Raw genomic sequence first — 12749 nt, forward strand, 5'->3', positions numbered from 1 at the left:
AGGAGCATAGCGACGAAGCAATCCAGATTTTCTTTGCGGCGCCATGGATTGCTTCGCTTCGCTCGCAATGACGTGCGATAGATCGAGGTTGAGCGTCCTACAGCCAAAGCTTCTTGCTGCGCTGGCCGAACGCATGCAGCCGCGGCGCGTGGGGGCCTGATGAAGCCCGCGGCGTAGCGGTGATCAGAGGCCCCCGCGTCGGGCGCGCCCGCGCGGTTCAGATCTTGTCGCTATCGAGTCTGAAAATGTGGGAGCCTTCCCCGATCGATAGCAAGCCTGTCTCTGCGTAGACGTTCAGCTTGGCGCGGGTATCGGCGATGTCGAGGTTGCGCATTGTCAGCTGGCCGATGCGGTCGGATGGCGTGAACGCCGCATCGCCCACCTTCTCCATGCTCAGCCGCTCCGGCTGATAGGTCAGGTTGGGGCTCTCGGTGCTCAGGATCGAGTAGTCGTTGCCGCGGCGCAGCTCGAGCGTCACCTCGCCGGTGACCGCGCGAGCCACCCAACGCTGGGCGGTTTCGCGCAGCATGAGGGCCTGGGAATCGAACCACCGTCCCTGGTAGAGCAATCGGCCAAGGCGCAGGCCGCTGATCCGGTATTGCTCGATGGTGTCTTCGTTGTGGATGCCGGTGATCAGACGTTCGTAGGCGATATGCAGCAGCGCCATGCCGGGAGCTTCGTAAATGCCGCGGCTCTTTGCTTCGATGATCCGGTTCTCGATCTGGTCGCTCATGCCAAGGCCATGTCGACCGCCGATGGCGTTGGCCTCGAGGAACAGCGCGACCGGATCGGCGAACGTCTGGCCGTTCAGCGCGACGGGCTGGCCCTCCGCAAAACGCACGGCGACCCTTTCGGCCTTGACGATACAGTCGTCGCGCCAAAACGGCACGCCCATGATGGGATTGACGATCTTGATGCCAGTGTCCAGATGCTCAAGATCCTTGGCCTCGTGGGTTGCGCCGAGGATATTGCTGTCGGTCGAATAAGCCTTTTCGGCGCTCATCTTGTAGCCGAATCCATGGGCGGTCAGAAACGCCGACATTTCCGCACGGCCGCCCAGTTCGTCGATGAACTGCTGGTCGAGCCATGGCTTGTAGATCCGCAAGTTCGGGTTGGTCAGCAGGCCGTAGCGGTAGAAGCGCTCGATATCGTTGCCTTTGAAGGTGGAGCCGTCGCCCCAGATGTTGACGTCGTCCTCCTTCATTGCCGATACCAGCATCGTGCCGGTCACGGCGCGACCGAGGGGCGTGGTGTTGAAGTAGGTGATGCCGCCGGTGCTGATGTGGAAGGCGCCGGATTGGACGGCGGCAATACCTTCGTGGACCAATTGCGTGCGGCAGTCCACGAGTCGGGCCTTTTCGGCGCCGAACTCCATGGCCTTGCGCGGAATCTCGTCGTAGTCGGCCTCGTCAGGCTGGCCGAGGTTGGCGGTATAGGCAAAGATGCGGGCGCCTTTTTGCTTCATCCACAGCAGCGCCGCGCTGGTGTCGAGGCCGCCCGAGAAAGCGATGCCGACTTTTTCCCCTTTGGGCAGGCTTTTCAGGATCGTACTCATGAAGCTTCCAATCGGTCGAGGTGGCAGATGTCGTTTGCGGGTTGAGTGCGCGAATATCAAATTTCGCGCTGATGGGCACGCGTTTAATGACGGCTGACGTGATGAAGTCGAATTGCTGCGAGAACGATCTCGCGACTGTTCCGCGGGCGGTGCGATTCCGACCATGGATTGTTTCAACTCGGCAGTATCCGGCGAACAGCGCCGTGGCATCTGCCCCTTTCCTGCTGGCACGAGTCGGTCCCGGCGCAAAGGCGGCAGTGGGCCTGGGTCGGATTAGCCCGCCTGGCGCCAGCGCCGCGTCAGCCGATACCAGGGCGAGGCCAGCCGCGTCAGCGCGGCATCGATCCGCGCGTCGGACATCCGGGTCGACGGCCAGCGGTAGATGAAGGCGTAGGCCAGCCAGATCACCAGGAACGACACCAGGCCCGCGGCCGCGACATCCGTGAAGAAATGCCCGCCAAACGCCATCCGCAGCACGCTGGTCGCGATGCCGAACAATGTCGCCGCGGCATAGGCCAGCGGCCGCCACGCCGGCGGCGTCAGCGTCGCGGGCGCGTAGGTCCAGAAGGCGGTGGCGCCCTCGCCCGAGAAGAACGAGCAGTTGCGGCCGCAAGCGCCGCGCGGGTCCCACCACGGCATGAATTCCCAGGGACCATTGAATTGCGTCACCGCGACCGGCCGCGGCCGTCCCCAGTAGCTCTTGAAGGTGAGATTGGTAAGAACGCCCGCGGAAAGCGTGATCGTCACCACCAGGAACACCGCCGCGCGTCCCGGGATCAGCATCGGCCGGTCCGGCCGCGCCAGCTTGAAGAAAAAGGCTGCGATCGCCGGCAGCGCGAAGGCCCAGGCAATCCACATCGCAGCGTCGCGCGCGAAAACCGCCAGCCAGTTGAGCTTCAGCGGAAACGATCTGGTCGCGCCATCGTAGAACAGCGCCGCCAGTTTCAGATCGAGTTCGGGAAGGATCCCGAACAGCAATCCGATGACAAGCGCAAGGCCGAGCGCGATGAAAAGTCCGGTCCGGTGCATGGCGCGGGGTTTAGCCGAGGCGATGAGGGATGAAAAGGCTTCGTTCGCCGCTCATGTCGGCGGCCGTAAATGCCGCGGCGGGGGCGGCGTCAGCGGACGCGGCGGATCGCGCCAGGCGCCGGCGGTGCGGCCCGCGATCATCCAGTAGACCAGACCCGCGACAATGCCGGCGCCGGTCATGATTTCCAGATGACGCCGGACGATGCCCTCGAACTGCAGTGTCGCCGGGTCGAACGGGATCAGGCCGAGATAGCAGACCGCCCCGACGATCGCGCCGCCGATCGCGTAGGTCAGCACGCCCCTGATGTAAAATGCCTCGGTGATCAACACCACGACCAGCGCCGGGAGCAGCGCAAAGCCGGAGATGAAGACGAAGCCGAAACCGAGCACCACGTTCAGCGCGCCCTGGTCGATCGGCCCGATCGCTAGATCGCTGAATTCGGGATACAGCACCGCGCCGACCACGATCATCCCCGCCACCAGACAGGCGGCGAGGAATCCGAACAGGATGACGAACAGCCGGCCGATCAGCGCCATTGGCTTAGTCCGTCATCGAATAGCCGTAGCGGCATGAACCTCTCCACCGTCACCTCATGCCATCAATCCGTCATCGCCATGGCGCGCAGCGCCTCGCGCTCCCGCACCGACAATTTTTCCGTCTCCGATTTCAGCTGGCCGCAAGCGGCGAGGATGTCGCGGCCGCGCGGCGTGCGCACCGGCGAGGAGTAGCCGGCGTTGAAAATATACTCGGAAAACTTTTCGATCTGGTCCCAGTCCGAACATTCGTAAGCGGTGCCCGGCCACGGATTGAACGGAATCAGATTGATCTTGGCCGGAATGCCCTTGAGCAGCTTGACCAGCAGTTTCGCGTCATCGAGCGAATCGTTGACGCCCTTGAGCATCACATATTCGAACGTGATGCGCCGGGCGTTGGACGAACCGGGATAATCGCGGCAGGCCTGCAGCAGCTGTTGAATCGGATATTTGCGGTTGAGCGGCACCAGCTCGTTGCGCAACTCGTCACGCACCGCATGCAGCGAGATCGCCAGCATGACGCCGATCTCCTCGCCGGTGCGGACGATGTTCGGCACCACGCCGGAGGTCGACAGGGTGATGCGGCGGCGCGAAATGCCGATGCCCTCATTGTCCGAGACAATGAGAAGCGCATCGCGCACCGCCTCGAAATTATAGAGCGGCTCGCCCATGCCCATCATCACGATGTTGGTGACGAGGCGGCTGCCGGTCGGGGTCTCGCGGCCGGCCCAGTCGTTGAGGCGGTCGCGCGCCACCATGACCTGGCCCGCGATCTCGCCCGCGGTCAGATTGCGCACCAGCCGCTGCGTGCCGGTATGGCAGAACGAGCAGTTCAGCGTACAGCCGACCTGCGAGGAAACGCATAGCGTGCCGCGGTCGGTCTCGGGAATATAGACGCACTCGACGTCATGGGCTTTCTGGAAGGAATCTCCGCTCGGCAAACGCAGCAGCCATTTGCGGGTGCCGTCGCTGGAAACCTGCTCGGCGACCACTTCGGGACGCGCGACCGTGAAATGCGCGTCGAGTTGCGTGCGCATTGCCCCGGAGATGCTGGTCATCTCGTCGAAGTTCCTGGCGCCGCGGAAATAGATCCAGTGCCAGAGCTGCTGGGTGCGCATCTTGCGCTGCGAAGGCTGAACGCCGATCTCGCCGAGCCGGTCGGCGATCTCCGCGCGCGACAGGCCGATCAGCGACGGCTTTGATGGCGGCACGTAGCTTTCGAGCGCTACCTTTTCCAGCGGCGCCAAGGAAGATGAGAGCGTCATTAAATCACACGCTGGCAGATGATTGAAACGAACGACAGATGAAGGGTGCGCAACGCCACCGGGTCGCGCGAATGCGCCCCCGATGACAGGTTCCGCGTGCCCACCGCTAACGTCAATGGTGGGCACGGCGCGACACGCCTTTGCCTACCCGACGCATTATTCAGATAGGCTCTCTATCACCCCCAAACAACTAGCGCTTGCAATCCTGCGCCAGCCTGTCAAGCGCCTGCGCCAGGCCCTTCAGCGAGAATGTGTCGGTGGTTTCGGTGCCCTTGGCGGACAGACCCTTGACGGTGACATCGGCGGATTTGCGCATGGCGTCGACCATTCGCTCCTCCTCGGCGGCGTTCCTGATCCAGAGCCCGTCGCCCTGAGTATACATCGAATACGCCGCGCCGCCGACCTCCAGCGTCGATTCAGAGCCGGGCTTCAGCGTGTAGCCGATCATGATCGAGACTTCGTTGGCGACCTTTTCCGCCGGGCGGGTCGACACGAAGGCATAGGCCGGATCGCGCGGTCGATTCGGCGGATTGGTCTTCGACGACGACGGTTTGGCGAGCGCAAAGCACACCTTCTTGCCGTTCGGCGTCGCTGTGTAGGCGCCCCAGGTTCCGAACTGACCGATCAGGGTCGGCTCCGCGCCGCCCGCCGCAGCGGGAGCCGCGACCGGCTTGGCGGCAGCGGCCGCGGGCTTCGCCGCGCCTTTCGAGGCCTTCGACGACGCGCTTTGCGCATGCGCAAGAGACGTCGTCCCGCACAACAACGCGATCACCGTCAGGGAGGTCAGTATTCGCCGCACGGACAACTGGTTCTCTCATCATTGTGACTGGAAGATGGCTCGATGGCGTCGTCCCACAGCGAACGGGATAACCAGAAAACGCTTTTTTGGGAAGGCGGTTACAGGAACGTAAATCGTGAAATTTTCAGCGTCGCCACAGATTTGCTGCGCAACCACCATTTTCAGCTCCGGTCGCGCGACGCGCGCTGCTTTTCCCACTGCGCATCGCTCCATTGCAGGAGATCCTCGGCGCCGGAACTGCGCAGATGCGAGCCGCCGTCCTGCACCACCATCTCGCCATTGATGTAGCCGGCCTGATCGGAGATCAGGAAACTCGCAAGATTGGCAAGCTCGCCATGTTCGCCGGCGCGGCCAAGCGGATTGCGGTGCGCCCATCCCTCATCGCGGCCCTCGGGCCGAAGCTGGCCGGATGCACCCGGGGTCGGGAACGCGCCGGGCGCAATCGCAACCGTGCGAACGCCCTTCGGTCCCCATTCCACCGCGAGGCTCTTGGTCATCGCGAGCACGGCGGACTTCGCCATCGAAGACGGCACCGTGAACGCGCGGCCGGTGATGGTCGAGGTCGAGAGGATGCTCAGCACCACGCCCTTGTGTTTGCCCGCGATCCAGCGTTTGCCGGCGGCAAGGGTGCAATACATCGTGCCATGCAGCGTCGGCGCGAGAATGGCGTCGGCTGCGCGAAACGACAGATGCTCGGTCTGTGCAATGAAAGTCGCAGCCGCATTGTTGACCAGCACGTCGATCGGGGCCTCGCGCCAGGCCGCATCCATCATGGCATCGACCGCGGCGCCGTCGCGGATGTCGCATCTGACCGTCGAAACCTTGCCGCCGAGGTCACCGCGCAGGCTTGCGGCGGTTTGCTCCAGCAATTGCAGCCGCCGGCCGCAGATGATCAGCTCGGCGCCAAGCTCGACGAAACGGCGGCCCATCGCCGCCCCCAAGCCCGAGCCGCCGCCAGTGACCAGTATCCGCTTTCCCGCCAGCAGGCCCTTTTCAAACATCGTTTGAACCCCTCTCGACCGCGACCGTTCTCAATCCGCTCCATGAGGGCATACATCCGAATCGGATTGTAGCCCGGCTTCAAATCCGGCATGAAGCGTCCAGCCTTCCTTTTGCGTCCGAAAATCAGGTGTGACCATGAAAGCCATTCTCTGCTCGCAATATTGCCAGCCCGACGATCTCGTGCTGGCCGATCTGCCCGATCCGGTGGCCGGGCGCGGAGAGGCCGTGATCGCGATCAAGGCCGCGGCGCTGAATTTCTTCGACATCCTGATGATCCAGGGCAAGTACCAGATCAAGCCGCCGTTCCCGTTTTCACCGGCAGCCGAGGTCGCCGGCGTGATCGAGAGCGTCGGCGCCGATGTCACCGACCTCAAGGTGGGCGATCGCGTGGTGGCATCCTGCGGCCATAACGGCGCCCGCGAAAAGATCGCGCTGCCGGCGAACACCATCGTGAGAATTCCGGACAATCTGGATTTCGATCGCGCCGCCGGCATCATCATCATCTACGGCACGGCGCTGCACGCGCTGGAGGATCGCGCCAGCCTGAAGCCGGGAGAAACCCTGGCCGTGCTCGGCGCGGCCGGCGGCACCGGTCTGGCCGCGTGCGAGCTCGGCAAGCTGATGGGTCTGAAGGTGATCGCCTGCGCGTCGTCGGACGAAAAGCTGGAATTCGCCAAGGCGCATGGCGCCGAACTCACGCTCAACTACGCCAAGGAAGATCTGAAGGAGGGCCTGCGGCGGCTGACCGGCGGCAAGGGCGTCGACATCATCTTCGATCCCGTCGGCGGCAGCTATGCCGAAGCCGCGCTGCGCTCGATCGCCTGGGAAGGCCGCTTCCTCGTGATCGGATTTGCCGCGGGCGAGATTCCGAAAATGCCGCTCAATCTGGCACTGCTCAAGGGCTGCGATATCCGCGGCGTGTTCTGGGGCCACTGGGCGCGGCTCAATCCGGAAAAGAACCGCAAGAACCTGGAGGAACTCGTGCAATGGACCGCGGAAGGCAAGATCTCCTCACACGTCGATCGCACCTTCCCGCTCGCGCAAACCGCCGAAGCGCTGAAAGTTCTCGCCGGCCGCAAGGCGATGGGCAAGGTTATCCTGCATCCCTGAATGTTACTCAAAATGTTGTCATCTTAGGGTCGCATCGTCGCCATTGTCCTCAGCCAGGTTGAGGAACTCAGGTTCGCGTATTAACCATGCTTATGGTGAATTCGTGCAACACGAGCGTCCGCTTGATAGAAATGTTGGTGTTTTTCAAGAACTAATCAACAAATCGTCGGGTCTCGCCTTAATGAAATCTTGATTTTTCCCGATTCGTCCCGGTGATGGTCGTTTTTTGGACTGATTCGAAACGCGATTTATGTCACCAAGTAGCGGGCGTCTCGTTCAATAAAAAAATGATCGTAACATGCGTATGCGGGAGGCCCGATTGTTGCGTAGCGCGGAGGCACACCATGGCGCGGAATTCGGGACATAATCCTTACGGCGAGCAGGACCGTTACGGTGAACAGGGCCCTTACGATGAACAGGGCGCTTACGGTGGCGCTTACGGCGAGCCGAGAGTCGATGCCTTTGACGAAGACGCAAGCGGCCGCGAATACGACCCTGCGCCAGCGGCGGCCGAGGAAGATTATTATCATCCCGACGATATGCCGCTCTTCCTCTCAAGCGACGAACCAGAACCCAAGCACCGGTTTGGAAGCGGCGGCGACAGGGGACTTCGCACACCCCTCGATTGGCCTAAAATCCTTAAACTCGGCGCATTGACGGCAGCGGCGGCGGGCATCGCGCTTGCGATCGTCTCCATGGAAAACCCGCTTGCCGTGTTTGCCGACGCCAAGGCATCGCTCAACGGCACATCGGCCAGCAGCACATCGGCGAGCCAGCCCGGCCTGACCCAGACGGCGGCCGTGGAGCCAGCCGTTGCCGCGCGAGCGGCAATCAGTCAGCCCGCGCCAGCCGCTGCTCCATCGACGGTCGGCACTGCGCCGACGCGCGATGAAATTGCGCTGGCACTCAGGACCGCCCATCAAGCCCCGCCCGAAACTCGCGCGCCGGAAGTCCGTCAGCCAGAAGTTCGCCAGCCGGAAGTCCGTCAGCCAGCGGCTGTCGCTCCGTCCGCGAGACGGATGGATCCCGATGAAGTCGCGGCCTTGCTGAAGCGAGCCAAGGGCCTGATCGCGGTGGGCGACATTTCGCCTGCCCGACTGCTGCTGGAACGGGCCGCCGATGCGCAGGAGGCGTCCGCCGCCCTGCTGCTGGCTCAGACCTACGACCCGGCCGTGCTGGGAACGCGGGACATGCGGAGCATCAAGCCGGATCCGGCCATGGCGCGGAGCTGGTACCAGAAGGCGGCGCGGCTCGGCTCGACCGATGCGCAACAGCGCCTCGCTCAAATGCAGAATTAGCTTTAGGGAAGCAGGGGGAGACCATGCGGCGTTTACTTGGGATGGCGATCATCGCCATGATGATGGCCTGCGGAACTTCGGCCCGGGCTGAAGAAAAAGAGTTCGACCCCGCAAAGGTCAGCGAGAGCCTGAAGGCGATATTCCAGTTCGGATCGGTGGAGACCAAGAGGGCCCTTAACAGCAACACGGTGACGCTGATCTCGGGCACGATCGGTGGCACCTATGTCCAGTTCGGCGCCGACCTCGCTTCCGTGCTCGATGACGGCAACAAGTTGCGCGTCCTGCCGATCATCGGGCGCGGATCTGTGCAGAGCGTCGCCGACGTGCTGTTTCTGCAGGGCGTCGATCTCGGCATCGTCCGCGCCGATACCCTCGATTACCTCGAAAAGAAGGGCTATGCGAAGGACATCAAGAAGCAGTTCACCTATGTGACCAAGCTCTACAATGAAGAGATGCATGTCATCGCGCCGAAAACGATCCGCGAACTGAGGGAGCTCAACGGCAAGACCGTCAGCATCGATCTTCCGAACGGCGGCACCTTCGTCACCGCGCTGATCGTGTTCGAGCGGCTGGGGATCAAACCGAATTTCGTCTATGTCGAGCAGCGTATCGCCATGGAGAAGATGAAGGCCGGCGAGATCGATGCCGTGATCGCCGTCCAGGGCAAACCGTCCAGGGCCGTCACCCAGTTCAAGGACGACCGGTTTCATCTGGTTCCGGTCGACTACGCCAAGCCGTTGCAGGGCGATTATTTGCCGGCGACCCTTACCGCCAAGGATTATCCCAATCTGATCTCGGAACAGGAACAGGTCGACACCATCGCCGTTCCGGCGGTGCTCGCGGCCTACAACTGGGCACCGAACACCGACCGCTATCGCAAGCTTGCGCTGTTCGTGGACGCGTTTTTCACCAAGTTCCCGACCTTCCAGAATCCTCCCTTCCATCCGAAATGGAAGGAAGTCTCGCTGTCGGCGCCGCTGGCCGACTGGCAGCGCCTTCCCGTCGCCAAGCAGTGGCTTGAAACCCACGGCGTCGAATCCGCCGTGCGCAACCGGTTCGATGAATTCCTGAAACAAGGTCCCACAGCGGGAAGAGTGCAATCGGACGCCGAGAGGGAGGCGCTGTTCAAGCAGTTCCAGGCTTGGGAGGCCGAGAAGAACGCGAGGGCGCAGGCGCGGCCGGCGCAGCAGCGATAATAGGACGCTGTTCGGTCGTTCGTTCCCGGGCGCCGCCGCTTCGCAGGCTGCAGGCTATCGTGTGCCGGGCTTGATCGGGCGACCCGGCATTTCAAATCGGCAGGGATCGGGCGGATACCGGTTCCCTGCCCTGCGGGGATAGCGGCTCCGGATGTCACGACCGGCGCCGATTTACGTTCCCGCGTCGCCCTTGTCGATCCCGCGCTTCAGCGCGGCGCGGGCGGCCTCCCGATGCTCCGGCGTGATGTGGTTCGCAACCATCCTGATCGCCGTCGCGAGTATCGCGGCGTCGTCGGTGAAGCCGAGCACGGGCAGCATGTCCGGGATGAAATCGAACGGCAGGATGAAATAGGCGATCGCACCTAACAGCGCCACCTGCACATGGCGCGGCGTCTCCTTGTCGAACGCGCAGTAATACGCCGCGAGCAGATCCTCGGCGAAGGGAAGTTTCGCCACCACTTGTTTCAGCTTGATCCAGAACCGCCGGCGCAGACCGTCGCGGTCTTGCGCCAGCCGGTCGGCCGGCTCAAAGCCGGTATGTTCGGATGATGCCATCACCAGGCTCCCCTTGAGGCCCGCGCGGCCGACCGCCGCGACGAGCGCGCATAACAGTTGGGGTCGTCAAGTTACCACCGCAAGAGCGAGCGGGCTTCAGGCGACACCAAGCTGCCTTGCGATCGCGTTCATCGCCCTGGCGAGACCGACATCGAGGGCGGTGACGCCACCCGCATCATGGGTCGCCAAAACCACTTCCACCGTCCTGTAGACATTTTTCCATTCCGGATGATGGTCGTGCTTTTCCGCAAACAGCGCGGCGCGGGACATGAACCCGAAGGCCTCGTTGAAATCCTTGAAGGTAAAGGTCCGGGCAATCGCCTCGCGGCCCGGCACCTCGGACCAGCCGGAGAGTTCCCCAACCGCCGATTTCAGCGCCTCCGCCGATAGCCGTTCCGCCATCACCGTCTCCCGTTTCACATCAACTTTACCCTAACACGAAGGCTCCTTGATGGGATCCCACGGCGAAAATCGGGCTAAACCCCGGTCCAAAGGCTGCCGGTAACCATGGCGCAGATGCGATCGCGCTTTGGCAAGGAATTTGCTAGAATTTGGCAATAATCACCTTGGCGGTAATGGAATTGAACCTCAAACGGTTGTTTGCGAGATCGATGACTGGCCCCGATCTCACCGAAGCACCGCCGCCACCGTCGCCGCGATCGACGAAACGGCGACTGACCTTGGTGATGCTGGCCGGCGCGCTGGCTGTCGTCGGCGCGCTGGCGGCCGGCTACCACGTTGCGATGCGGCCGGTGACCCTGCGGATCGCGGTTGGGCCGGCCAGCAGCGACGACATCAAGGTGGTTCAGGCGCTGGCCCAGGCCCTCAACAACGCGCCGCACAGTCTGGTCCGGCTGCGGCCAATACAAACCGATGGCGCCAGCGCCAGCGCGCAGGCGCTCGCCGACGGCAAGGCCGACCTCGCCATTATTCGCGGCGACCTCGATGTGCCGAAAAACGCCCAGGCGGTGGCGACGCTGCGCAAGAACGTCGCGGTGCTGTGGGTGCCGCCGGCCACCAAGGGCAAGAAGGCCGGGTCCGGGATTACCAAGATTGCGCAACTCACCGGACATCGCATCGGCGTCGTCGGCCGCACCCAGGCCAACGTCAATCTGCTGAAAGTGATTCTGGCGCAGTACGGCGTCGATCCGGCCAAGGTCGAGATCGTGCAATTTCCGGCCAATGAGGCGGTCGAGGCGATCCGCAGCCAGAAGGCGGACGCCTATGTCGCCGCCGGGCCGGTCAACAGCAAGATCACCTCGGATGCGATCGCGGCGTCGATCCGCGACGGCGGCACCCCGAAATTCCTCGCCATCGATGCCGCGGAGGCGATTGCGCAAAACCACCCGATGTATGAGGCCTCGGAAATCCCGGCGGGCTCGTTCGGCGGCGCCGGCCGGCCCGAGGACGAGGTCAAGACGATCAGCTTCTCGCATCACATCGTGGCGCGCCGCGGCGTCTCGGAATCGACCATCGCCGCCTTCACCCGGCAGTTGTTCGCGGTCCGGCAGTCGCTGAAGAACGAATTCCCGCTGGCGGCCAAGATCGAGACGCCCGATACCGACAAGGACGCCACCATCCCCGTGCATCCCGGTGCCGCCGCCTTTGTCGACGGCGAGGAAAAGACCTTCCTCGATCGCTACAGCGATTATATCTGGTGGGGACTGATGGCGCTGTCCGCCATGGGCTCCGCCGGCGCCTGGTTCGCGGGCTATCTGAAGAAGGACGAACGCAACAACAATAATTCGCAGCGCGAGCGCCTGCTCGACATGCTCAAGGTCGCGCGCCATTGCGACTCGACCGAAGAACTCGACCAGATGCAGGCCGAAGCCGACGAGATCCTGCGCGACACGCTGCAGTGCTTCGAGCGCGGCGCGATCGAACAGGGCACCTTGACCGCCTTCAACATCGCACTCGAGCAATTCCACAACGCGGTTGCTGACCGCAAGGCGCTTTTGATCAGCCTGCCGCAGAACCTGCAGCGGGCCGGCGCGCAATTCCGCTCCGCCGGCACCGCCTAGCCGGCCCTCCCTGTAATCGAAACGTCATCAAATCTTCCTAGGTCTGTCAGCGGTTCCGGCGCGTTCTGACACCAGACCGAAAGAGGCTCGCATGACGATCAGGTTTACTCGCAGGTTTACTCGCAGGTTTCCCCGCGACATTTCCCGCCGACGTTTTCTCTCCCTTGCGGCAGCGACCGGCGCCGCCGCCATTGCGACGCCCTATCTCAGCCGCGCCGCCGACCGGCCGCAGATCATCCACGGCGTGCAGTCCGGCGACGTCGGCGCCGATGGCGGCGTGGTGTGGGCGCGCGCCGACCGGCCGTCGCAAATGATGGTCGAAGTCGCCACCACCCAGTCCGTCAACAACGCCCGGGCCTTGCCGCCGATCGCGGCGCTGCCCGAA

13 protein-coding genes are annotated in these 12749 nt (G+C 63.2%); 5 read left to right on the forward strand and 8 right to left on the reverse strand.

Translation table 11 applies throughout. From position 1 onward, the window contains the following. Positions 1–217: 217 nt before the first annotated feature. From argG to WCE35_RS10275, 6 genes are all read right to left on the reverse strand, one after another. Positions 218–1555, reverse strand: a complete 1338-nt coding sequence (gene argG, locus WCE35_RS10250; protein WP_424593237.1) for an argininosuccinate synthase — start codon at positions 1553–1555, stop codon at positions 218–220. Between the two features lie 273 nt (positions 1556–1828). Next, positions 1829–2584, reverse strand: coding sequence for a phosphatase PAP2 family protein (locus tag WCE35_RS10255; protein WP_424593225.1), 756 nt, complete (start codon positions 2582–2584; stop codon positions 1829–1831). 51 nt (positions 2585–2635) lie between these two features. Continuing rightward, complete coding sequence (locus WCE35_RS10260) at positions 2636–3121, reverse strand: hypothetical protein (protein WP_424593226.1); 486 nt, start codon at positions 3119–3121, stop codon at positions 2636–2638. Positions 3122–3183: 62 nt separating this feature from the next. Then, the gene (rlmN, locus tag WCE35_RS10265) at positions 3184–4383 is read right to left on the reverse strand and encodes a 23S rRNA (adenine(2503)-C(2))-methyltransferase RlmN (RefSeq protein WP_424593227.1); all 1200 of its coding nucleotides are present in this window, start codon (positions 4381–4383) and stop codon (positions 3184–3186) included. A 190-nt stretch (positions 4384–4573) separates the two neighbouring features. Beyond that, positions 4574–5188, reverse strand: coding sequence for an invasion associated locus B family protein (locus tag WCE35_RS10270; protein WP_424593228.1), 615 nt, complete (start codon positions 5186–5188; stop codon positions 4574–4576). 155 nt (positions 5189–5343) lie between these two features. Then, on the reverse strand, positions 5344–6183 hold the full coding sequence (locus WCE35_RS10275) for an SDR family oxidoreductase (RefSeq protein ID WP_424593229.1): 840 nt from the start codon (positions 6181–6183) through the stop codon (positions 5344–5346). A 136-nt stretch (positions 6184–6319) separates the two neighbouring features. Here WCE35_RS10275 and WCE35_RS10280 point away from each other — a divergent pair, with 136 nt between their 5' ends. The 3 genes from WCE35_RS10280 to WCE35_RS10290 all read left to right on the forward strand — a co-directional run bounded on the left by WCE35_RS10280 (position 6320) and on the right by WCE35_RS10290 (position 9788). Then, positions 6320–7294 (forward strand): NADPH:quinone oxidoreductase family protein, encoded by a 975-nt coding sequence (locus WCE35_RS10280; RefSeq protein WP_424593230.1) that lies wholly within the window; start codon positions 6320–6322, stop codon positions 7292–7294. 344 nt (positions 7295–7638) lie between these two features. Further along, on the forward strand, positions 7639–8592 hold the full coding sequence (locus WCE35_RS10285; protein WP_424593231.1) for a hypothetical protein: 954 nt from the start codon (positions 7639–7641) through the stop codon (positions 8590–8592). Positions 8593–8615: 23 nt separating this feature from the next. After that, positions 8616–9788: a TAXI family TRAP transporter solute-binding subunit gene (locus WCE35_RS10290; protein WP_424593232.1), complete on the forward strand. Its 1173-nt coding sequence runs from the start codon at positions 8616–8618 to the stop codon at positions 9786–9788. A gap of 171 nt (positions 9789–9959) precedes the next feature. On the opposite strand, the gene WCE35_RS10295 is transcribed toward WCE35_RS10290, so the two are convergent. Together WCE35_RS10295 and WCE35_RS10300 are read right to left on the reverse strand one after the other, a co-directional pair. Beyond that, entirely contained in the window at positions 9960–10343 is a 384-nt protein-coding gene (locus WCE35_RS10295; RefSeq protein ID WP_424593233.1) for a YkvA family protein, read from the reverse strand. Positions 10344–10439: 96 nt separating this feature from the next. After that, a complete protein-coding gene (locus tag WCE35_RS10300) occupies positions 10440–10745 on the reverse strand; it encodes a 4a-hydroxytetrahydrobiopterin dehydratase (protein ID WP_424593234.1) in 306 nt (101 codons plus the stop codon). Between the two features lie 173 nt (positions 10746–10918). On the opposite strand from WCE35_RS10300, the gene WCE35_RS10305 reads away from it, so the two are divergent. Both WCE35_RS10305 and WCE35_RS10310 read left to right on the forward strand, forming a co-directional pair. Continuing rightward, positions 10919–12364 (forward strand): TAXI family TRAP transporter solute-binding subunit, encoded by a 1446-nt coding sequence (locus WCE35_RS10305; RefSeq protein WP_424593235.1) that lies wholly within the window; start codon positions 10919–10921, stop codon positions 12362–12364. 91 nt (positions 12365–12455) lie between these two features. Beyond that, the coding region (locus tag WCE35_RS10310) for a PhoD-like phosphatase N-terminal domain-containing protein (protein WP_424593236.1) at positions 12456–12749 on the forward strand (294 nt) is incomplete at its 3' end.

It is taken from the genome of Bradyrhizobium sp., assembly GCF_049691595.1.
Taxonomy (GTDB): Bacteria; Pseudomonadota; Alphaproteobacteria; order Rhizobiales; family Xanthobacteraceae; genus Bradyrhizobium.

Coding starts and splice junctions, on each gene's coding strand:
- WCE35_RS10260 (WP_424593226.1), bottom strand. CDS start 3,121: ATGGCGCTGATCGGCCGGCTGTTCGTCATCCTGTTCGGATTCCTCGCC.
- WCE35_RS10295 (WP_424593233.1), bottom strand. CDS start 10,343: ATGGCATCATCCGAACATACCGGCTTTGAGCCGGCCGACCGGCTGGCG.
- WCE35_RS10285 (WP_424593231.1), top strand. CDS start 7,639: ATGGCGCGGAATTCGGGACATAATCCTTACGGCGAGCAGGACCGTTAC.
- WCE35_RS10255 (WP_424593225.1), bottom strand. CDS start 2,584: ATGCACCGGACCGGACTTTTCATCGCGCTCGGCCTTGCGCTTGTCATC.
- WCE35_RS10290 (WP_424593232.1), top strand. CDS start 8,616: ATGCGGCGTTTACTTGGGATGGCGATCATCGCCATGATGATGGCCTGC.
- argG (WP_424593237.1), bottom strand. CDS start 1,555: ATGAGTACGATCCTGAAAAGCCTGCCCAAAGGGGAAAAAGTCGGCATC.
- WCE35_RS10300 (WP_424593234.1), bottom strand. CDS start 10,745: ATGGCGGAACGGCTATCGGCGGAGGCGCTGAAATCGGCGGTTGGGGAA.
- WCE35_RS10280 (WP_424593230.1), top strand. CDS start 6,320: ATGAAAGCCATTCTCTGCTCGCAATATTGCCAGCCCGACGATCTCGTG.
- WCE35_RS10275 (WP_424593229.1), bottom strand. CDS start 6,183: ATGTTTGAAAAGGGCCTGCTGGCGGGAAAGCGGATACTGGTCACTGGC.
- rlmN (WP_424593227.1), bottom strand. CDS start 4,383: ATGACGCTCTCATCTTCCTTGGCGCCGCTGGAAAAGGTAGCGCTCGAA.
- WCE35_RS10305 (WP_424593235.1), top strand. CDS start 10,919: ATGGAATTGAACCTCAAACGGTTGTTTGCGAGATCGATGACTGGCCCC.